This window comes from Streptomyces sp. NPDC102270 (genome assembly GCF_044766405.1).
Lineage (GTDB): Bacteria > Actinomycetota > Actinomycetes > Streptomycetales > Streptomycetaceae > Streptomyces.
The window spans coordinates 1-19,241 of sequence record NZ_JBIWLX010000048.1 but is presented as its reverse complement, the minus strand read 5'-3'; the positions used below and the strand labels follow the sequence as shown (position 1 = coordinate 19,241).

Annotated in this window: 15 protein-coding genes and 1 pseudogene; 2 read left to right on the top strand and 14 right to left on the bottom strand. The window is 68.5% G+C overall.

Annotated features, from left to right (window positions below; translation table 11 throughout):
* Window positions 1-718: 718 nt before the first annotated feature.
* Window positions 719-1,783: a zinc-binding alcohol dehydrogenase family protein gene (locus tag ACIRP7_RS44845; protein WP_403672602.1), complete on the top strand. Its 1,065-nt coding sequence runs from the start codon at window positions 719-721 to the stop codon at window positions 1,781-1,783.
* Window positions 1,784-2,676: 893 nt separating this feature from the next.
* Here the strand turns inward: ACIRP7_RS44845 and ACIRP7_RS44840 are convergent.
* The 4 genes from ACIRP7_RS44840 to ACIRP7_RS44825 all read right to left on the bottom strand — a co-directional run bounded on the left by ACIRP7_RS44840 (window position 2,677) and on the right by ACIRP7_RS44825 (window position 6,562).
* The gene (locus tag ACIRP7_RS44840) at window positions 2,677-3,564 is read right to left on the bottom strand and encodes an SDR family oxidoreductase (protein ID WP_403672600.1); all 888 of its coding nucleotides are present in this window, start codon (window positions 3,562-3,564) and stop codon (window positions 2,677-2,679) included.
* 65 nt (window positions 3,565-3,629) lie between these two features.
* Complete coding sequence (locus ACIRP7_RS44835; RefSeq protein ID WP_403672597.1) at window positions 3,630-4,733, bottom strand: alcohol dehydrogenase catalytic domain-containing protein; 1,104 nt, start codon at window positions 4,731-4,733, stop codon at window positions 3,630-3,632.
* Window positions 4,733-5,722: a hypothetical protein gene (locus tag ACIRP7_RS44830; protein ID WP_403672594.1), complete on the bottom strand. Its 990-nt coding sequence runs from the start codon at window positions 5,720-5,722 to the stop codon at window positions 4,733-4,735. The genes ACIRP7_RS44835 and ACIRP7_RS44830 overlap by 1 nt, the downstream gene beginning before the upstream one ends.
* Window positions 5,723-5,818: 96 nt before the next feature.
* Window positions 5,819-6,562 (bottom strand): hypothetical protein, encoded by a 744-nt coding sequence (locus tag ACIRP7_RS44825; RefSeq protein ID WP_403672591.1) that lies wholly within the window; start codon window positions 6,560-6,562, stop codon window positions 5,819-5,821.
* Between the two features lie 586 nt (window positions 6,563-7,148).
* Here ACIRP7_RS44825 and ACIRP7_RS44820 point away from each other — a divergent pair.
* Window positions 7,149-8,849, top strand: coding sequence for an FAD-dependent monooxygenase (locus ACIRP7_RS44820; protein WP_403672588.1), 1,701 nt, complete (start codon window positions 7,149-7,151; stop codon window positions 8,847-8,849).
* 10 nt (window positions 8,850-8,859) lie between these two features.
* On the opposite strand, the gene ACIRP7_RS44815 is transcribed toward ACIRP7_RS44820, so the two are convergent.
* The 10 genes and pseudogenes from ACIRP7_RS44815 to ACIRP7_RS44770 all read right to left on the bottom strand — a co-directional run.
* Complete coding sequence (locus ACIRP7_RS44815; RefSeq protein WP_403672586.1) at window positions 8,860-9,444, bottom strand: TetR/AcrR family transcriptional regulator; 585 nt, start codon at window positions 9,442-9,444, stop codon at window positions 8,860-8,862.
* A 202-nt stretch (window positions 9,445-9,646) separates the two neighbouring features.
* The gene (locus ACIRP7_RS44810) at window positions 9,647-10,315 is read right to left on the bottom strand and encodes a response regulator (RefSeq protein ID WP_403672583.1); all 669 of its coding nucleotides are present in this window, start codon (window positions 10,313-10,315) and stop codon (window positions 9,647-9,649) included.
* Window positions 10,312-11,595 (bottom strand): sensor histidine kinase, encoded by a 1,284-nt coding sequence (locus ACIRP7_RS44805; RefSeq protein ID WP_403672580.1) that lies wholly within the window; start codon window positions 11,593-11,595, stop codon window positions 10,312-10,314. The genes ACIRP7_RS44810 and ACIRP7_RS44805 overlap by 4 nt, the downstream gene beginning before the upstream one ends.
* Before the next feature lie 27 nt (window positions 11,596-11,622).
* Entirely contained in the window at window positions 11,623-12,462 is an 840-nt protein-coding gene (locus tag ACIRP7_RS44800; RefSeq protein ID WP_403672577.1) for an ABC transporter permease, read from the bottom strand.
* Window positions 12,459-13,415, bottom strand: coding sequence for an ABC transporter ATP-binding protein (locus ACIRP7_RS44795; RefSeq protein WP_403672574.1), 957 nt, complete (start codon window positions 13,413-13,415; stop codon window positions 12,459-12,461). Before ACIRP7_RS44795 ends, ACIRP7_RS44800 begins: the two co-directional genes overlap by 4 nt.
* A gap of 417 nt (window positions 13,416-13,832) precedes the next feature.
* Window positions 13,833-14,685, bottom strand: a pseudogene (locus ACIRP7_RS44790) (aldo/keto reductase).
* A 386-nt stretch (window positions 14,686-15,071) separates the two neighbouring features.
* Entirely contained in the window at window positions 15,072-16,034 is a 963-nt protein-coding gene (locus ACIRP7_RS44785; protein WP_403672571.1) for an amidohydrolase family protein, read from the bottom strand.
* Window positions 16,035-16,560: 526 nt separating this feature from the next.
* Entirely contained in the window at window positions 16,561-18,051 is a 1,491-nt protein-coding gene (locus tag ACIRP7_RS44780; protein WP_403672569.1) for an aldehyde dehydrogenase family protein, read from the bottom strand.
* Window positions 18,052-18,128: 77 nt separating this feature from the next.
* Complete coding sequence (locus ACIRP7_RS44775; RefSeq protein WP_403672567.1) at window positions 18,129-19,049, bottom strand: NADP-dependent oxidoreductase; 921 nt, start codon at window positions 19,047-19,049, stop codon at window positions 18,129-18,131.
* A 9-nt stretch (window positions 19,050-19,058) separates the two neighbouring features.
* Window positions 19,059-19,241: amidohydrolase family protein (locus ACIRP7_RS44770; RefSeq protein WP_403672564.1), on the bottom strand; the 183-nt coding region annotated here is incomplete at its 5' end.

Below are 19,241 nucleotides of genomic sequence, written 5' to 3'. Positions count from 1 at the left end.
CCCCCAGCAGCGGCGGTCGCAGCGATGAATCTTCGCCGGGTGGACTCGGCAGGAGGCTTGGTCCGGGGCTCGGCGGGCGGATTCACGGCATGGAAGGAACGGTCGTCGGGCATGTCCACTCTCCCTCTGGGGCGCGCAGGTGATTGCCAGGGTCCTGCCAATGGCTGTTGCGCTCCGCGAGGGTGCGCGTCGTTCGCGATGGGGCCGATGGCCCTTCGAGCCGCAGCCATTGAAGGCCTGGCAGCAGTCAGGGGGTGTGCCGGTCGTGACCGGCTCGCAGAGTCGACGGGACGCGTCCGGCGACCGGGCCCGAGGGCGAGTACACCCTCTTGGGTTGGGCCCAGCCCGAACGAGGCTCTTGCCGCTCCAGAGCGCTCCTGGGTGACGTGGAGATCCCGCCTACTCGCCTCTCTTGAACTGGAGCCAAGCTAGTTCTAGGGTACTTTCCAGTCAAGGCCAGTAAGGTAGCCAGATATGCCCGGCCCCATCTCATGACTCACAGTCAAGAAATCGGGCGGTCTGTCATCCCGTACCGACCGCCACGGCCAGGCCACGCAACGGGCTACCCCGCATCGTCGGACTAGTCAGTTTCCTGGTCCGCCCCGGATGAGCCGCATGGTCGGGGTCTGCTCGCGCAGGGTCTTCCCGGGGCGGGTGAGGTGCCGGCGGCTGCGCCGGGCCTGCGATGAACCGCGTAACGATCTGAAGGAACGTGAGAGTGGAACAGACCATGATGGCGGTCCGCCTGTTCGAACATGGCGGGCCCGAGGTGCTCAAGTACATAGAGGCACCGATCCCCGATGTCGGTCCCGACGACGTCTTGCTGCGCGTGCACGCCACGGCCGTCAACAGCTGGGACCTGCGCTACCGCGCGGGCAACTTGCCGCAGCCTCTCCCGGGAAGGCCGGCCTGGCCCCTGCCGTTCCAGCTCGGCCGTGACGCGGCCGGTGAGATCGTCGCCACCGGCGAGAACGTCACCCGCTGGCGCCCCGGCGACAGGGCGGTCCAGCTCCCGCACCCGCCATGCCGTAACTGCGCCCTGTGCGTACGCGGACTCGAAAACCTGTGTATCGACACCGCCTACCCCGGACACCAGGTCTTCGGCGGATACGCCCAGTACGTCGCGCGCCGCCAGGACGCCGTCCTGCCCATCCCCGACGGCGTCGACTACGAGACGGCCGCGGCCACCATGTGGACCTACACCACCCCGCTCAACTGCGCCCGGCAAGCGCCCGTCGGCCCCGGCGACACGGTGGTCATCACCGGCGCCAGCGGCGGAATGGCGATCGCCTGCGCACAACTGGCCAAGCTGAGCGGAGCCACCGTCATCGGCACCACCACCAAGCCGGACCGCGACGAAGCACTCAGCAAGCTTGGCTACGACCACATCGTGCACTCCACCGATCCCCGGATGCCGGCACAGGTACGGGAGCTGACCCACGGCCTGGGCGCCGACGCCGTCTGGGACTGCGTCGGCGGCAACGACTTCTTCCAGCTCTCCCTTGCCTGCACACGCCTCGGCGGCACGGTCATCGTCCTGGGTACACCGACCGACCAGGGATCCCGCCTCGAACTGGACGCACTCGCCCTCATCGGCCAACAGGTCAAGATCGCCAGCGTGCGCGGCGCAACCCTGCGCGACCAACAACTGTGCCTGGAACTGCTGGCAGACGGAAAAATCAACCCCATCATCGACCGCGCCTACCCCCTCGAAGAAGCAGCCGAAGCCCACACCTACCTCGAAAGCCAACGGCAGACCGGCAAAGTACTCCTCCTTCCCTGACGCCCAGCCAACTACCGAAGAGGTACGGGTGGAGTCCCGGGCGGCGGCCTTCACGGTGATGTACGGAGTGCGCCGAGGCGAGCGCGGGTCCATGAGACGACGGTGACGATCGCGCCTTCGCCTGCCGCGAGCATGGCGGGAAGTCGTGGGGCCCCGTCGCTGTTCGCTGCGTGACCTCACCCGTGCCGTGCCGCCTGGTCCACCCGGCCCAAGGCCACCGCCACGCGGCCATCGCGGTGCGGGTGGGTGACGCCGTTCGTTGTCCTGCGCGCCGGGGCTTCGCGCGCACCGTGCGCAGCCGGGCCTGAGCGGGACACAGGTCGTCAGGCGCAGGTGGGTGCTGCTCTGGGGGCGGAGTCACCGCGCGGACGTGCGACGTTCACCGGTGCGCTGCGAGCGAAAGGACGGAAAGACATGCGCCGTACCGAGAGCCACGGAAGCGGTGATGGAGCTGTGCGAGGACGGCGTTCCGTTGGCCGATCTCTCTGTCGAGTGCATCGCCCGCAGCGCTGACGTCGGCAAGGCGGCCATCTACCGCCGCTGAGCATGCGAGCCCGAACTCCCCCGTACATCGATGCGGGACGACCTGGTCGTTCCGCTGGAGTCACTGCGCCAACGCAGCCTGGTCAGCCTCTCGTCGGCGATCGTGCACAACGCACACGCCCGGATCAGAAGCAGACCGAGGATATGGGCCGCCCCATGTCGGCGTGATCACTCCCCGGCGACCTCGGACTGGCGATCCTCCGTCGAGGCCAACTGGACGCATCACGCCGCAGGTCACCGTGCTGCCGCGTACAAGCAGCCGTCGGCGCCGCGGCGGTTTTCCGTTGCAGTCCCTACGCGGGGTGCCTTCCCTCCTTCAGGGGAGACACCCCCGACTGCGTCGAGAGCGCTCAGCCTCGCGCGGCGAACGCTATCGCCGCTTCCTCGAAGGACGCGGGTCCACGGCCGAGCAGCATCCGCAGGACGTTGCTGTTGCCGCGCAGGCCGTGCCGGTCATAGTCCTGCCACATGGCGCGCATGTCCGAGGCCCGGGATGCAGAGTCGGCTGCTCCCGGCGGGAGCGGTGCGTCCGCCCAGTCCACTGTCCTAGCCTCCAGATCCACTCCTCGTGCACGCCCGGCGAAGCGCACCGCCTCGGCCAACGTCAGGGCGGGTCCCGCGAGTTCGTAGGTCGCCGAGTCGTGCCCCGACTCGGACAGCACCCTGATGCCGGCTTCGCCGAGGTCACGCAAGTCGATGAACGAGAACTCGTTGTCGACGTCGAACGGCACCTCGACGGGGCCGGCCGGAGCCCTCCCCCACGTCGACAGGACGATCTGCGCGAACATCGAGGGCTGGAGGATCGTCCAGCTCAGCCGCGAGGCCCGCACTGCGGCCTCGGCGTTCGCCTTGCGCAGGTGGTGGCGCAGCCCTGGGGTATGCGGGTGGAGGACGGACAGGTACACGAACCGGCGCGCGCTCGCGTGCTCAGCCGCCTCAAGTGCCCTGATCGCGAGCACGTCTTCCTCCGGGTGGAACGCCGGCGGAATCATGAACACGAAGTCTGCGTTCTTCAGCGCCTGACGGACGGTGTCCGGCTTCTCCAAATCGGCCTCGACGATGTCGTCCACGCCCAGGGCAGCCACTCGTTCCCGCCCTGCCGGGCCGTGCACCACGGCCCGGACCCGGAATGGAGCTCGCAGCGCGGCCTCCAGCACGTACGTACCGCAGAGCCCGGCCGCCCCGATCACCGCGATCAGGGGCGGTACCTGGCTGCGTACGGCTTCTGATTCGGACACTTTCCCGGCATCCTCTCGCTGTTGTGAGGCGGCTCCGTGGAGCCGTGACGTGCTCGTGCGTCGGGTCAGGGGTTGATCACGGTCATCCACATCGGGTCGTCGGCACGTTGCTCCATGGCGTCCATGGCCTTGAGCGCTTCGGTGAGCGGGAACCGATGGGTGATGAGCTCGTCGGCGGTGAGGGTGCCCCTGTCGAGCAGACGCAGGACATCCGTCGTGTCCTGGCGGGTGCACGCGCGAGTGGCGACGAAGCGCCAGCAATGCATCATCAGGGCGATGGGAGGCAGCGACAGTGGGGTGGAGTTGCCGCCCATGTGCACGAGTGTGCCGCCGGTGGCCATGCCGGCCATGGTCTGGCCGAGGGCGGGACCGTCCGGGATGAAGTCGATGACGGCATGGGCTCCCTCGGGTGCCAGCTCGCGGAGCCTGCGGGTGAGAGTGCCGTCGCTCGGCCAGTTCTCAGGGAGTTCGTCGAGTGCGACGACGCTGGCCGGTACGCCGCCGGCGAGCCCGGCGACGCGGTGGAGGCGCTCGGTGTCGCGGCCGACGAGGATCAGACGGGCGACTCCGAAGTGCTCCGCGAGTTTGACCGTCGCGGTTCCCATGGTGCCGGTCGCGGCGGTGACCACAAGAGTGGCCCGTTCCGGAAGGTCGGCGCACTTGAGTGCGCGCACGGCGTTGGCCAGATCCTGGACCTTGGCCGCGACATCGAAGCCGACGGAGTCCGGCAGGGAATCGATCAGCCAGTGCGGGACACGGACGTACTCCGCGAGTCCGCCGTCGTGGTACTGCTCATACAGGGGCATCCGGGCATCGCCGAAGGCTGCGTGGCCGAGCATGGCCTGCTGGGCGCACATCATGTCCCGGCCGGAACGGCAGTAGTCGCACTCACGGCAGTTCAGCAAGGGGTGGACCCGCACCCGGTCGCCGACCGCGTGACCCGTGACATCGCGGCCGACGGCGGAGACGACTCCTGCGGCCTCGTGGCCGAGGGTGGTGGGCAGATGCTTGAGCGCTCCCATCCGCAGCAGGCGCATGATCCCCGGGGCCAGGCCGGCGGAGGCGACCTTCACGACCACGTCGAGCGGACCTGGCTCGGGGACGGGCATCTCGTCCAGGACGAGTGCTTCGGCGCCCTGGTGTGCTCGCAGGGCAAGCATCGTGGCCATCAGCGGACCTCCACACTGAGGCTCGGAAGCCGTTCGGGGGTATAGGCGTCTGCCGTACGCGTGGTCTCGGCGACCTGGGGCAGTTCCTGGTGCGAGAGAAGACTGACGTAGTCACCGGGCTCGGACGCGACGCTGGTGTGGGAGATGCCGAGCGGGATGCGCACGAAGTCGCCCGGTTCGAGGTCGACGACGCCCCGCTGGGTGATCAGCGTGCGGTGACCATGAGCCTGGTACTGGATCTCGTCGGCGTCGAGAGTGCGCCGGTAGCGGCGCTGTCCACCAGGGGTGGTGGTGAACATGCCGAGGCGGATGCGATCGGTCGTGTACAGCCAGGTGACGTCCTGCCCGGGATCGGCCCGCAGCACCGCCATCCGCCGGTCCTCCTGGTGCACCTGCTCGAGCAGGAGCTGTTCGTCGACCCCGAAGACGGTGATGTCATGGCCGAGCGCGGCCATGCACTGAGTGATCGCCTCGTTGGCCTCGCCGGGCTGCCAGCCGGGGAACGGCGGGAGCATGGCCCCGGACTCCCGCTGGGCCGGTGCCAGCTCGGTGACCGGTGCGGGGATGTAGAACAGCAGGTGGCTGTCCTCACGGCCGTAGTTGTCGTGGGCGACGCCACGCGGGATACGGGAGAACTCACCGGGCTGGAACTCGATCACACCGAGCTCGGACATCAGCGTCCGCTCGCCGCCGATCTGGTACGAGATCTCGTCGACGTCGCAGTTGCGGTGGTAGAACGGCTGCCGGCCGTCCATTTTCTGCCACTCGACGCGGATCTCATCGTTCTCGTAGACGCCGCGCGGAGGGGCGAACGCCTCCGGCTCGTACTGCTGCGGGTAGTGCACCACGGTCAGCGGCGGGTGCTCCGCCCACAGCTTGACGGGCACCTTCGGGGGATGCGGCGGCGAGAGCAGCAGGTCCTCGTCGCGGACGACACTGCGCAGCGGATGGTCGGAGCCCAGGACCATGATGTCTTCAACGACACTCACGGGGACCTCCTTGTCCTTCAGTCAATGGGTGGATCAACCCGGGTGACGGGGAGGGAATGTGTGCCGCGGCCTGCTGGCCGAAGCCCGTGACTGTGGTCACCTCTTGCGGCCCCAGTACATCTCGATGCCCTTCCACTCCATCACCTGAGGGCTGTCGACCTTGTCCCCGAACGCCTCGCGGATCTGCTCTCCGGAGTAGTAGGGGATGTCGTCCACGGGGACGTGCGCGAAGAGTTTGTCGAACCACTGTCGAAGGTGGACGTCGGAGTTGATACGGGAGGTGAACGTCGTTCCCTTCAGGACCGCTTCGGCCAGCACGATGCGCCGGCCGGGCTTCATCACCCGTAGCAGGTCCGCGGCTGTCTCCTGCCAGTCGTCGGAGTGCTGTGTGGCCTGCAGCACGGCGACGCAGTCGTATGCCTCGTCGTCCACCGCGTCCGTGTACGACCAGCGCCAGCAGCCGATCTGCCCGTTCCGGCCGGGGACCTTGCCCAGGACGGCGTTTCGTCCGTCCTTGATGATCTCCACGGTGTCGATAACGCCGTCCGGCCCCACCAGGGCCTGCATGTCCTCGACCCATCCGGCGGGCGCGATGCCCTCACCGATGAGCAACACTCGGTCTCCGGCACGGAGTTCGAGCAGACCGTAGACGATCTCGGAGATCGGCCGGGCCAGTTCCTGCCAGATGTACGGCAGGCCACCGGCGATGGCCATGGCCATTTCCCACTTCACGCGCTGGTTGACGTCGTGGACCTCCGGGCCGAAACGCTCCTCGTCCCACGGCTGGATGTATTTCCAGGGGTCTCCGCCACCGAAGCTGTCCTTGGCTTCCGTACTCATGTCGTCATGTCCTCCGTTGTCTGCCGGAATCGTGTGGTGAGGGCGGCATTTCTCCGGCTGGAACGCCGCCGCCGAAGCGCCCGGTCCGTCAAGCGCAGATGTTGACAAGGGCGCCGATGCCCTCGATCTCGATGCGCACCTCGGTGCCGGACCGCAGGAAGAGTCCCTGCTTGTGGCCGACGCCGGCCCGTGGGGCGCAACGGCCTTGAGGTACGGCGCGTGATGCGCCACTGGACGCGGTCCAGGACGTAGGCACCATCGGGCTGCCGGATATTGGCAGTCACGTGGACGGTCTGCCGTCTGCTGACAGGTCGATCCCGGCAGCGGCCCGGCCTCCGTCGATGTCGTGGTGGTAGCCGGCAACCAGAGCCAGGCGGTAGCTCCTGGCATCGCTGTGATCAGCGGGAGTCACCATGACGCTCCCTATCTCTTGAACCCAAGACGAGCGTAGCACCGCACACGATCGGTCAAAAGTCTTGTGTTTTTCCAGGTCTTCCCTACGGAGACACACTCGTGTAACTCTGACCCCGGTTCAAGAGATAGGACCATGAACAGTCCGACCCTTGCTCAGGAAGGCAGATCTTCAATGTCTGACCAGCACGAGAGAGCCGCATCCCGGCGCGTCCTGGTCGTGGGAGCAGGGCCTGTGGGCCTCGCCCTCGCGATCGAGTTGGGGTGGCGTGGTGTACCGGTCACCGTGATCGATCAGGGCGACGGCCACGTGCCCTTTCCAGCAGGTGAGGCGATCTTTTCCCGCACCATGGAACATCTGCGCCGCTGGGGTTGCGCGGAAGAGGCACGCACGGAGTCGGCACCGCCCCCGGACTACCCACACCGCACGGTGTTCGCCACCTCCGCCACGGGGCGCGTCCTCACCGGCTTCAACTACGGGGTCACCAACCGGTCTTCGGGCGTATACAGCCCGCTGACGCCGGAGGGTCCCGCGTTCCTGTCCAAATTCTCCTTCGTCCCGTTGCTCGCACGCACGGCCAGTGGACTGCCGGGAGTCGAGATCAGGTACGGCACCCGCCTGGAGTCGATGGAGCAGAACTCCGAGGGTGTCCTGGCCATGGTGCGCGACGTGGCGAGCGGTGCCACCGAGACGCTGGCCGCCACGTACCTGGTGGCCTGCGACGGAGGCCGCAGCGGCATCCGTCGGGCACTCGGCATCGAGTTCGAGGGCATGTTCGCCCAGGGTCACAACTTCGCCGTGCACTTCCGTGCGCCCCAGCTACTGGACCTGCTGCGGGAGCGGCTGGGCGGCCCCGCGGTGCAGATCCACACCCTGTCGTCGGCACGCAGGCCCTACATCACGGTTGTCAACGGCGTGGACGAATGGCGGCTCTCGGTCTACCTGGACGAGGAGCCCGACCCCGATGACGCGGTCGCCTGGATACGCGAGGCCGCCGGTGCGCCGATCGACGTGGAGATCCTCGCAGCGCAGCCCTGGAGCGGACACTGCGTCGTGGCCCGCACCTACCGTGAGGGGCGGGTGTTCCTCGCGGGCGACGCGGCGCATCTGCTGTGGCCCAAGGGGGGCTTCGGAGCCAACACCGGGATCGGTGACGCCGTGGACCTCGGCTGGAAGCTCGCCGCGACACTCCAGGGATGGGGAGGCCCGGCGCTCCTGGACAGCTACGAGCAGGAGCGGCGGCCGATCGCCGTCCGCAACGTCACTGAAGCCTCCAGCAACTGGAAGGCCGACGCGCAGCTCGTCCCCGATCCGGCGCTCGACCGCATGGACGCGGAAGGCGAACGGCTGCGACGTGAGCTGGGCGAGGAGATCCGCCGGTCCCGGGCCAAGGAGTTCCGCTGCACGGGCGTCCAGCTCGGATACCGCTACAGCGGTTCCCCGATCTGTGTGCCGGACGGCAGTCCGGAGCCGCCCGACGAGCCGGACGACTACGTTCCATCGACATGGCCCGGCTGCCGCGCCCCGCACGTCTGGCTGCCCGACGGCAGTTCGGTGCTCGACCACTTCGGGCGCGGGTTCACGCTGGTGGTCTCGGGTTCCGCGGACCCGACGCCTCTGGAGAAGGCCGCCCGCCGGGGTGGTGTGCCGTTGACGGTGCTGCGCCTCGCCGACCCGGTCGCCGAGGAGCTGTACGAGCGGCCTCTGGTGCTCGTCCGCCCGGACGGTCACGTCGGCTGGCGGGGCAGGCAGGCTCCCGCGGATCCCGCCGCCGTGCTCGACATGCTGCGCGGGGCGTCGCTTCCGCCCCGGGACGAGGAAGCGGCCGGTGCGGGGCGGGCGGTGTCAGCGGGAGTCGGGCCTCACCTCGTCTGAGGTACCGCGCTCAGCGCTTCCGCCCCTTGGCCGCTGAACTCCTGGCCACGACGGACTCCAACAGAAACCGGATCATCTCGTGGGCCGGTCTGTTCCAGTCGTTGGGCACGTGCGCCCCTTCGAAGACGGCGACCGCGACATCGCGGACGAGCGCGGCATCGATGCCAGGGGCGTCGTCGAGGCCGCGCTCGGCCATGAACTCGTCGACCAGTCCGACGATCCAGTTCAGGAAGGTGTTGTGGGCCTCGCGAACTGCCTCCGAATGGGGAAGCCGGTCGTGCATGGCCTGGTGCAGCGGCCGGGAATAGCGCATGTCGGACAGCCCGCGCACCAGGCGGCTCAGTGGGTCGGCACCGGCCTGCTCCTCGTTCAGGATGCGGATCTCGCGACTGAGCATGCGGTTGATGACGGCGGCGAAGATGTGGTCCTTGGAGTCGAAGTACCAATAGACGTTGCCCCGGGCCACGCCGGCGGCGGAACTGATGTCCGCCATCGTGGTCTTGGCGTAGCCCTTCGCCAGGAAGAGCTCGGTGGCCGCGGCTAGCAGATCACCCGCGCGCTCCTCCCGGGGAATCTGCTGGCGGTTGCGCGGCATCCCGACTCCTCCCGTGAGTTCACCCGATCTCACGTGAGTGTAGACACCTGGCAGGCCGCCCCCCTGCTCAGGAGGAAGGTGTGCTGTGCCTACCGGGCCCGCCGAGGAGTCCCTGCGGTCGCCGGTGGCACAACAAAGGCACCTTCCAATCGGCGCTCAGTGCCCAGGCCGACGGCGTTCCTCCAGGCCGCCGCTCGTCCGTTCAGTCCGCGGTGGGCCGGGCGAGGCCGTGGTCGTAGGCGAAGATCACGGCCTGGATGCGGTCACGGGCCCCGATCTTGGCCAGGACACGGCCGACATGCGTCTTGACCGTGGACTCGGACAGAACGAACCGCGCGGCAATCTCCCCGTTGTTCCAGCCCTTGCCGATAGCCACGAGGATCTCGCGCTCACGGTCGGTCAGCGAGGTGAGCCTCGGATCCTCGGCGGGGTCGGTTCTGTGGGAGGGGACGTACTGGGCGAACTCCTCAAGGAGGCGGCGGGTGAGAGCGGGCGCGATGACCGCGTCACCGACGGCGACCGCGCGGATCCCGGCGAGGAGCTCCTCGGGACGCGCGTCCTTGAGGAGGAACCCGCTCGCGCCGGCCCGCAGGGCGGCATGGACGTACTCGTCGAGGTCGAACGTCGTGAGCACGAGGACGTGTGAACGGCCGCCGGCGGCGACGATGCGGCGGGTGGCCTCGATGCCGTCCATGCCGGGCATGCGGACGTCCATCAGGACGACGTCCGGGCGCAGTTCGGCCGTCTTGCGGACGGCCTCGGCGCCGTGTCCGGCCTCACCGACGACATCGGTCTCGGGGACGGCGTCCAGGAGCAGGTGGAAGCCGTAACGTTGCAGCGGCTGGTCGTCCACGATGAGCACGGTGGTCATCGGTCACCGCCGCTTCCCGGCGTGAGGTCGAGGACGGCCTCGACGCTCCATCCTCCGCCGTCCGTCGGTCCCGCGCTGACGGTTCCGCCGAACAAGACCGCTCTCTCCCGCATCCCCACCAGCCCGTGTCCTTCCTCGTTCGGCGGTCCGGACGGTGTGGCCGGACCGGTGTCCAGGGCCCGGATGGTCAGTCGGCTGTCCTCGACGAGGATCGCCAGGTGTACCCGGGTGCCGGAGTCGGCATGCTTCAGCGTGTTGGTGAGGGCTTCCTGGATGATGCGGTACACCGTCAGCTGGACCCCGCTGTCCAGGGTGTCCACGTCGCCGTAGGTCCGGTAGACGACCTCCAGTCCGGCGGTGCGCACCTTGGCGCACAACGCGTCGATGTCCGCGATGCCGGGCTGCGGGCTGAGCTCGGGCCCGTCCGGGGAACCGTCCACGGCCTCGCGCAGCACTCCGAGCACGCGCCGCAGCTCACCGAGGGCGTGTCGTCCGGTGTCGCCGATGAGCTGCAGGGCCTCCTTGCCGCGTTCGGGTTGAAGGTCCGCGGCGTAGGCGCCGGCGCCGGCGAGCGTGATGATGACGGACAGGTTGTGGCCGACGATGTCGTGCATCTCCCGCGCCACACGGGTGCGTTCGGTGGCCGTGGCCAGCCTGCTGCGCTGGTCGCGCTCGACCTCCAGCCGGGCGGCCCTCTCACGCAGTCCGGCGAGCTGGGCCCGGCGGATCCGGACCACCATGCCGACCGCGAGCGCCGCGGTCGCCGTGCTCAGCAGGAAGAACAGCGCGTCCCACACGGACACCACCGAGGACGCACGGACCGCGACCAGCACCATGGCGCCCGCCATGACCGCACAGGCCCACGGCAGCTGCCGCAGTCGCCCGTGCAGGGCCAGACTGTACAGAGCGACAAAGAGAGCGATGTCCGCGCGCATCGCGGCACCCAGGGACCATTGGAGGACGAACACCACGGCGATGACGCCGAAGGCTCCCGCGGGCGTGCGCCGCCGCCACAGCAGGGGCAGTACCAGCCCGGCCTGCAGGGCCAGCATTCCCGCGATGGGCAGGTGGGTGAAGGCGACCCGGACACGGGCCGGGCTGTCGGCGTCGTCCACACCGCCGTGGATCAGGTCGGGGAGGCAGAACATCAGGAAGACCAGGACGACGACCGCGGTGTCCAGCACCCACGGATGCGCCTGGTCGGCCTGCCGCAGCCGCTGGCCGCCCCGGGACAGTAGGGCGACCAGCGGTCCCATCCCGTTGATGTCATCAGTGGTCACGGATGTCACCCGTCCATGCTGCGGGCGTCAGACGTCACTACGTACGAGCCGGTACGCCGCGCCGCCCAGCGCCAGCACCGTCCAGCACAGGAACACCAGCAGGCCGGCACCCGGCGACAGGGACGTGGAGTCGTGAGTCAGGGCGAACATCGCCTCACCCGCGTTCGACGGCAGGTAGGGGCTGATGTCGTTCTGCCAGGAGCTCGGCAGCAGTGAGATCAGGCCGGGGATCAGCATCAGGGAAGCCACCAGGACCGAGATCCCGCCGGCCACCGAGCGCAGCAGCGCGCCCAGGGCTGCGCCGATCACCCCGACCAGGCCGAGGTAGAGGCCCGCGCCCAGCAGGCTCCGCAGGACACCTGCGTGGGAGAAGCTCATGTCCGCGGGCGTGCCCGAGACGATGCCGCTTCCGATCAGGAAGGTAACGAACGCGCCGATCGTTCCCACGGCCAGGGCGACCAATCCGAACACGGCCGCCTTGGACCACAGGACGGGCAGCCTGCGGGGTACCGCCGCGAGGGTCGAGCGGATCATGCCGGTCGAGTACTCACCCGCCGTGACCAGCACGCCGAGCACGCCGAGGGCCAGCTGGGCGAAGTTCGTGCCGAACAGGGACAGGCTGACGGTCGTCGAGTCGGCGAAGTCCGAGTCCATGTTGCCGGAGTCGATTCCCGACTTGTAGCGAGTCGCGGCGATGAGGCCGAAGGCGACCAGGAAGAGCAGGCCGAGGCCCAGGGTGATCCATGTCGAGCGCAGGGACCAGAGCTTGGCCCATTCGGAGCCGAGTACGCGCCGTCCGGTCACCCGGTAGACGGGTCGGGCCGGGGTGGTGCGGGATTCCTCGGCGGTTGCGGTGAGGGTGCTCATGCGGGCCTCCCGACGGCCTCGATGGTCTCGATGGTCTCGATCCCGGTCGTGGTGCCGTGGTACTCCACGGCATCCCTGGTCAGGTCCATGAACGCCTCCTCCAGTGATACGGTCCGCGCGCTCAACTCGAACAGCGCGATCCCGTGCTCGGCCGCCTTCAACCCGATCTCGCGGGCCGACAGCCCGGTCACCTGCAGTTCCTCGGAGCCGATCCGTCCGGTGACGTCGACACCCGGCCCGGCCAGCACGTCCCGCAGCCGCGCCGGGTCCTGGGCCGCGACGTTCACCGTGTCGCCGCCCGCCTCGCGGATCAGGTCCGCCACGGTCGTGTCGGCCAGCAGCCGGCCGCGTCCCACGATGATCAGGTGGTCCGCCACCAGGGCCATCTCACTCATCAGGTGCGAGGACACGAACACCGTCCGGCCCTCGTCGGCGAGCCCCTTGAGCAGGTTGCGGATCCAGAGCACCCCCTCCGGGTCCAGCCCGTTCACGGGCTCGTCCAGCATCACCGTCTGCGGATCACCCAGCAGCGCCGCTGCGATGCCCAGCCGCTGCCCCATCCCGAGGGAGAAGGCACCGGCCCGCTTCTTCGCCACACTGCCCAGTCCGGCGAGGTCGATGACCTCGTCGACCCGGCGGCCCGGAATGCCATGAGTCAGCGCGAGTGCCTTGAGGTGGTTGTACGCCGAGCGGCCCGGGTGGATCGACTTCGCCTCCAGGAGAGCACCGACCTCCTGCAGCGGCGCCTGGTGGCGGGCGTAGTGGTGGCCGTTCACGGTGACGGAGCCGCTCGACGGTGCGTCCAGGCCGACGATCATGCGCATGGTCGTGGACTTGCCCGCGCCGTTAGGCCCCAGGAAGCCAGTCACCGTGCCCGGCTTCACGACGAAGTCCAGCCCGTCGACGGCCGTCTTGTCGCCGTATTTCTTGGTCAACTGCCGTGCGTCGATCATGTGCGTTCTTTCTCTCGGGCTCCGGCGTCCGTCACTTCGACGCCATATCGGCAACGCTAGGTGCCGAATCACCCCGATCCGGTGGTACCGGGAGGCTGACCTGCGCCGTACTCGTGGTACCCCGGTACTACGCACCACCTGCGGTGCTTTCCGTGTTCGTGGGCTCCGCGGTGGTCGCAGCAGGCATCCGGCCACCGAGGAGTGCGACCCGCCGACGCCACACCCGGCGCCCCGCCACGCTCGGCGCACAGGGCCCATTCGTTCCGCGCTCGACCAGGCGTAGCTGACCCTCCGTCACACACGGCTGGGCGATGAGAAGACGATGACCACGGCCTGGCGCGGTTCGCTGTGCTCACGCCCGTCATCACGACGATGCTGGTGACGGTTGCGCCTGAGGCGTTTCGACAGCCCTCGGTGTCAGGCGAGGTCGGCGAGGTCTTCCTCGCTGAGGGTGATCCCGGCGACGGCCATGTTGTCCTCCAGGTGTGACAGAGAGCCTGTGCCAGGAATGGCCAGGGTCGCCGGCGAGGAGGCCAGCAGCCAGGCCAGGCCGATCTGTGACACGGCGGCGCCGTGCCGGGCCGCGACCTTGGCCAGCCGCTCGTCGTCGAGTTCCCGCCCGCCACCGAGCGGGAAGAAGGGCACGAACGCGATGTCGGCCTCCTCGCAGGCGGCCAACACCTGCACGTCGTCGCGCTTGGCGGCGTGGAACTGGTTCTGCACCGCCACGACCGGGGCGATCGCGCGGGCCTCCGTGAGATGGGCGGTGTCGACGTTGCTCAGGCCGAGGTGACGGATCAGTCCCTCCTCCCGCAGCGCAGCGAGCGCCTCGAAGCGCTCGGCGAGCGACTCGCCGTGCGGGGGTTCCATCCGACCGATGCGCAGGTAGACCAGATCGAGGCGGTCCACGCCCAGGCCATCGAGGTTGGCCTCCACCAAGCCGCGCATGTCGGCCGCGGTGGCGGCCCCGGCGGAAGCCATCGGGGCGGCGAATAGGGCCCACCTTGGTGGCGATGACCAGGTCGGACGCGTAGGGATGGAGAGCCTCGCGGATCAGGGTGTTCGCGCGCACCGCATCACCGGCACTGACGTAGAAGTCGGCGGTGTCGAGGTGGTTCACACCCAGCTCGACGGCGCGGCGCAGTACGGCACGACCGGTCTCGGGGTCGCGTGCCGGCCCACCGATACCGTCCTTGGACGGCAGGCGCATGGCACCGAAGCCGAGCCGGTTGACGACCAGGTCGCTTCCGAGGCGGAATTCATTGCTCATGGGCCCAGCCTGTCCGGCCCCGCAACGTGCTGACGAGGAGTGTTGTTGATCATGGACTTTCCCACTTTCTTACGGCTGCCTGCACCGTTCAGCGTCGGTCCTGGGCACGCGTGAGGCCGGAAAGAGCGAATGCACCGGTGACGGTGCTGGTCTTGGCCTTGGCCTTTCCGACCGCGCACCAGGAGTCCGAGGTGTCGAACCGCCCCCACTCACGCGTTGGGCGGGTTGGGAGGCCAAGTCCTGTCAGCCGGAGTCGATGCGGGGACGGCAGCAACCCGGGCGGGTTTTCTCCTGCCCAGGACGCAGCAGGTCCGCTCCCCGTTTCCGGTGACAGGCGGCAGGCGGCAGGCGGCAGGCGGCAGGCGGCAGGCGGCTGGACCAGCGGTTCAGCTTCTGCCGGCGCGGCGGCTGGCGGTCGGGAACAGGTCCCAGCCCCGATGGCCGAGTTGGTCGGCCTCACCTTCGACCAGCACGCGGGAGTCACGGAGCGCCCGGATATTGGCCGCCAACGTCTCGTCCGTATTGCACGGCGCGCCGCTGTCGGAGCCGTAGACCAGGTGTTCACGCGGGACCATGGCGAGCGCCGGCGCGAGACTGGCGTCGGCTCCCGCGTTGCCGGTGTCCAGGTACAGCCTGGCCAGATGCTCGCGAATCTCCTCCCGGGTGATGTTCTGCGAGTTGGGCATCCAGGGCTCCGCCCCCAACTGCCCCAGCCGTCCGGACATCGCGGGCAGCGCTCCACCGGCATGGGCGAGGACCACCGTCAGGTCCGGGTAACGACGGAACACTCCGGCGTAGAGCATGTCGACAACGCTCCGGGCGGTCTCGAACGCCACGTCCATCAAGACGGCGGGGAGGCCGAGTTGCGCCGGCGCGATCGTATTCGGGTGGGCGAAGACAACGGCACGGCGGCGGTTCAGCTCGGCCCACACCGGTTCCAACCGCTCGTCACCGAGAAACACCCCGTTGTACCGCGCGCTCACCGCGTATCCGTCAGCGTGCAGGTCCGATTGGGCCCGTTCTATCTCGGCCAGCGCCGCCTCAGGATCGTCGGTGGGAAGTGCTGCCAACAACCCGAACCTGGTCGGATGGTCTGCGACGATCTTCGCTCCGTAGTAGTTGGAATCACGCAATGCCTGCAGTGAGGGGGTGTGGATGTTGCTGAGCAACTGCATGGCGATACCGGTCCGGTCCATGTAGTCCAAGGCGGCCTCCGGACTCCAGTCATATGGCCTTGTCGCTAGGAACCGCATCGCGCGCAGGCCTTCCCACTGCTTGAGCCGCTGCTCTTCGGTAAGCGGCGGCAAGAAGTGCGCGTGAACATCCACCCACCCATTGACCAACGTCATGCTTCCTGTCCTTCTGTCAGCCAGCCGTCGACGACCGCGCTCCACTCCATGACTCTGGGCAGCCCCGCTTACCGGAGCGGAGCATTGCGATCCGAACGCGGCACTCGTTTACATCTGCTCTCTTCGCATCCCACGCTGAGGCCGTCGACCTGAAGCCGGCAGAGGTGCCGAAGTACCGCGTCCCACAGCGCCGACGGGTTGGCGGGCACCTGCCTGCGGCCGTCATGCATCTGGCTCCGTCATACACGCGTACGCCGCCGAGGAGGCCGGCCATCGGCAACACCTTCATTCTGGGGTGGGACGGCTCCACGCCCGGCCGTCCTTTCTGACTGTTCTGCCTGGCCAAACGGGCAGACTCCTCGACCACAACGCCCCGCAGGGCTGTTGCACAGTTAGTTGATCTTGCGTCTGGTCAGCGGGCCGTGCCCGGGATCTTCCCTGCCCCTCAGTGGGAAGAGTCGCGTGTCGAGCGCATGCTCCTAGGACATCCCTTGGAATCCGGACCAGTTCGAACCGAGCAGCCCGTTCACTGGGCTCGTCCGGTGACTTCGAGGGCCGGCGCCCAGCGCGGGAGCTCGCCCCTCCCGGAGAGCAGACGGATGTTCTTGCTGTAGCCGTACTCTTGCAGGGTTTGCGCCGAAGTCTCCCGGCCGTAGCCACTCGCACCGACACCGCCGAACGGCGTGCCCGTGAAATTCCGGTTGTAGTTGTTCACGAAGACGAACCCGGTGTGCAGGGCGCGGCTGACCCGCAGCGCACGTTCGGAGTCCCGCGTGAACACTGCGGCGACCAGGCCGAAGTCGGTGCCGTTGGCGATCCTGACGGCCTCGTCCTCATCACGGAACGGGATCATCGAGATGACCGGGCCGAAGATCTCCTCCTGCGCGATGCGCATGTCCGGGCGAACGCCGGTGAACAGCGTCGGCGCGACGTAGAAGCCGCCCGCTAGCTCCGGGTCGTCGGGGAGCGGCGCCTGCGCCGCGATCGTGGCACCTTCCTTGACGCCTATGTCGATGTAGTCGAGCACCCGCTTGCGCTGGGCGGCGGACACCATCGGTCCGATGTGCGTGCCGGGATCGACGCCGTTGCCGACGCGCAGCCGCTTCACCGCGTTGCCGTAGCGGCGCGCGACCTCGTCGTAGATGTCGGCGTGTACCAGAACGCGGGACGCCGAGGTGCAGGCCTCACCCTGGTTGTAGAGACCGCCCTCGATCGCCCATGGCAGCGCCAGGTCGAGGTCCGCGTCCTCGAAGATGATGAACGGGTCCTTGCCGCCGAGCTCCATCAGGGTCGGGGTCAGGTTGTCGGCCGCGGTCTTGATGACCGAGACGCCGGTGGTGGGCGACCCGGTGAACGAGATTTTGCCGACGAGCGGGTGCCCCGCGAGCCGGGACCCGATCGAGCCGGTGCCGGGGATGATGTGGACCACGTCGTCGGGCAGGACGGACTGGATGATCTCCACCATGCGCATGGATGAGAGCGGAGCCTGCTCCGGCGGCTTGATGACCACCGCGTTGCCGACGGCCAGTGCCGGGGCCAGCTTGCTGGCGGTGTGGATCGGCGGCCAGTTGAACGGCACGATCGAGGCGATGACGCCGTAGGGTTCGAGCACCGTGATGTCCAGGAGGCTTCCGCCGTCGTTGACCTGGCCGGGCATGGAGTCGCACAGACTCGCGAAGTACTCGAAGATCCCGATCGCCGCGTTCACGTCCCCGTTGCGCGCCTGGGTCAGTGGTTTGCCGTTGTCGCTGCACTCCAGGGCCGCGATCTCGTCGGCGTGCTCGCGCACTGCCTGAGCGATCTTCCGCAGCCAACTGCCGCGTTCTCGGGCGGTGCGGGCCTTCCAGGAGAAGTGCGCGTCGTAGGCCGCCTGTACGGCCTGGTCGACTTCCTTGTCGCCGGCACCGTGCACGACGGCCAGTGGCGCGCCGGTCGCGGGGTTATCGACGGTGAACTGATCGGCGGCGTCCTTGGAGGACCACCGGGTGTGGATCTCGGGTGGTGACGACGTGGCCATGGTCGTGCTCCGTTCAGGGATGTGCTTGGTTTAACGGCTCGCTCGCGTGACGGGGCGACCGCCGGTCCGACTGCCCCTCAGGGCCTGAGAACGATCTTGCCGTTCGTGTGTCGGCGCTCCAGCTCCCGGAAGGCCGCCCGGACTTCGTCGAGCCGGTAGACGCCTGCAATGGGGATTTCCAGTGCACCATCGGCGATCAGCGCGGCGAGCTCCCGCAGTACGTAGGCGCTCGATGCCGCCGCGCTGCCCTCCGCCTTGGTGCCGTGCCTCGCCGCGCCCGGGAAGTCGATGATCGTGTTGATCCGTCCACTGGGTACGCCGAGTTCCAGCGCCAGTTCGATGTAGGGAGCGCCGTAGGTGTCGATGAAGGCGTCAACCGTGCCGTACGCCGCGGTGCGGACGCGGTCGGCGACGCCGTCGCCGTAGGTCACCGGAATCGCTCCGTGCCCGGCAAGCCATGCGTGGTGGGGTTCGCTCGCCAGACCGATGACAGTGGCCCCGGCGTGTCGCGCCAGTTGTACGGCGAGTGAGCCCACCCCGCCGGCGGCCCCGGAGACGACGACGGTCTCGCCGCGCTTGACCGTGAGGGCGTGTACCGCCGCGTATGCCGTGGTACCGGCGACGTAGAGCGCGCCGGCCTGTTCCCACGGGACGCCCGCCGGTCGGGGGGTGAGGTGGTCCTCGTCCACGATCACGTACTCGGCGTGGCTGACCCGGTTGTGGGTGAAGCCGATCACTTCGTCACCGATGGCGAATCCCGTGGCTCCCGCGCCGAGTTCCTCGACGGTCCCGGCCAGGTCGCTGCCCTGCCCCGACGGAAACGCCGCCGGAAGCCTGTCGTGCAAGAACCCTCGCCGAATCACGGCCTCACCCGGGTTGATCCCGGCGGCCACCACCTTGACGAGCACCTGCCGTGCACCGGGCTCGGGCCGTTCGACGTCGACCACGTTCAGTACGTCTATGCCCCCGTACTCTGCAAATCGCACTGCTTTCGGCATCGTGGCTCCTCACAGCCCCAGAAGGCGGTCGGCGTTGCCGTGCGCGATGCTTGCGAGGTCGGCCGGCGCGTACGGTGCGGAACGCAGGAACTTCACTGCTTCGGCGCTGGACTCGAAGGGGTAGTCGATGGAGAACAGCACCCGGTCGACACCGACGGCATGGACGGCTCCCAGCAGCGCGGCATGGGACAT

Excerpts from the sequence above, each read along its gene's own strand:
- ACIRP7_RS44835 (WP_403672597.1), bottom strand. The coding sequence starts at position 4,733 with ATGGCCACGATGCTTGCCCTGCGAGCACACCAGGGCGCCGAAGCACTC.
- ACIRP7_RS44825 (WP_403672591.1), bottom strand. The coding sequence starts at position 6,562 with ATGAGTACGGAAGCCAAGGACAGCTTCGGTGGCGGAGACCCCTGGAAA.
- ACIRP7_RS44820 (WP_403672588.1), top strand. The coding sequence starts at position 7,149 with ATGTCTGACCAGCACGAGAGAGCCGCATCCCGGCGCGTCCTGGTCGTG.
- ACIRP7_RS44815 (WP_403672586.1), bottom strand. The coding sequence starts at position 9,444 with ATGCCGCGCAACCGCCAGCAGATTCCCCGGGAGGAGCGCGCGGGTGAT.
- ACIRP7_RS44810 (WP_403672583.1), bottom strand. The coding sequence starts at position 10,315 with ATGACCACCGTGCTCATCGTGGACGACCAGCCGCTGCAACGTTACGGC.
- ACIRP7_RS44800 (WP_403672577.1), bottom strand. The coding sequence starts at position 12,462 with ATGAGCACCCTCACCGCAACCGCCGAGGAATCCCGCACCACCCCGGCC.
- ACIRP7_RS44795 (WP_403672574.1), bottom strand. The coding sequence starts at position 13,415 with ATGATCGACGCACGGCAGTTGACCAAGAAATACGGCGACAAGACGGCC.
- ACIRP7_RS44785 (WP_403672571.1), bottom strand. The coding sequence starts at position 16,034 with ATGACGTTGGTCAATGGGTGGGTGGATGTTCACGCGCACTTCTTGCCG.
- ACIRP7_RS44780 (WP_403672569.1), bottom strand. The coding sequence starts at position 18,051 with ATGGCCACGTCGTCACCACCCGAGATCCACACCCGGTGGTCCTCCAAG.
- ACIRP7_RS44775 (WP_403672567.1), bottom strand. The coding sequence starts at position 19,049 with ATGCCGAAAGCAGTGCGATTTGCAGAGTACGGGGGCATAGACGTACTG.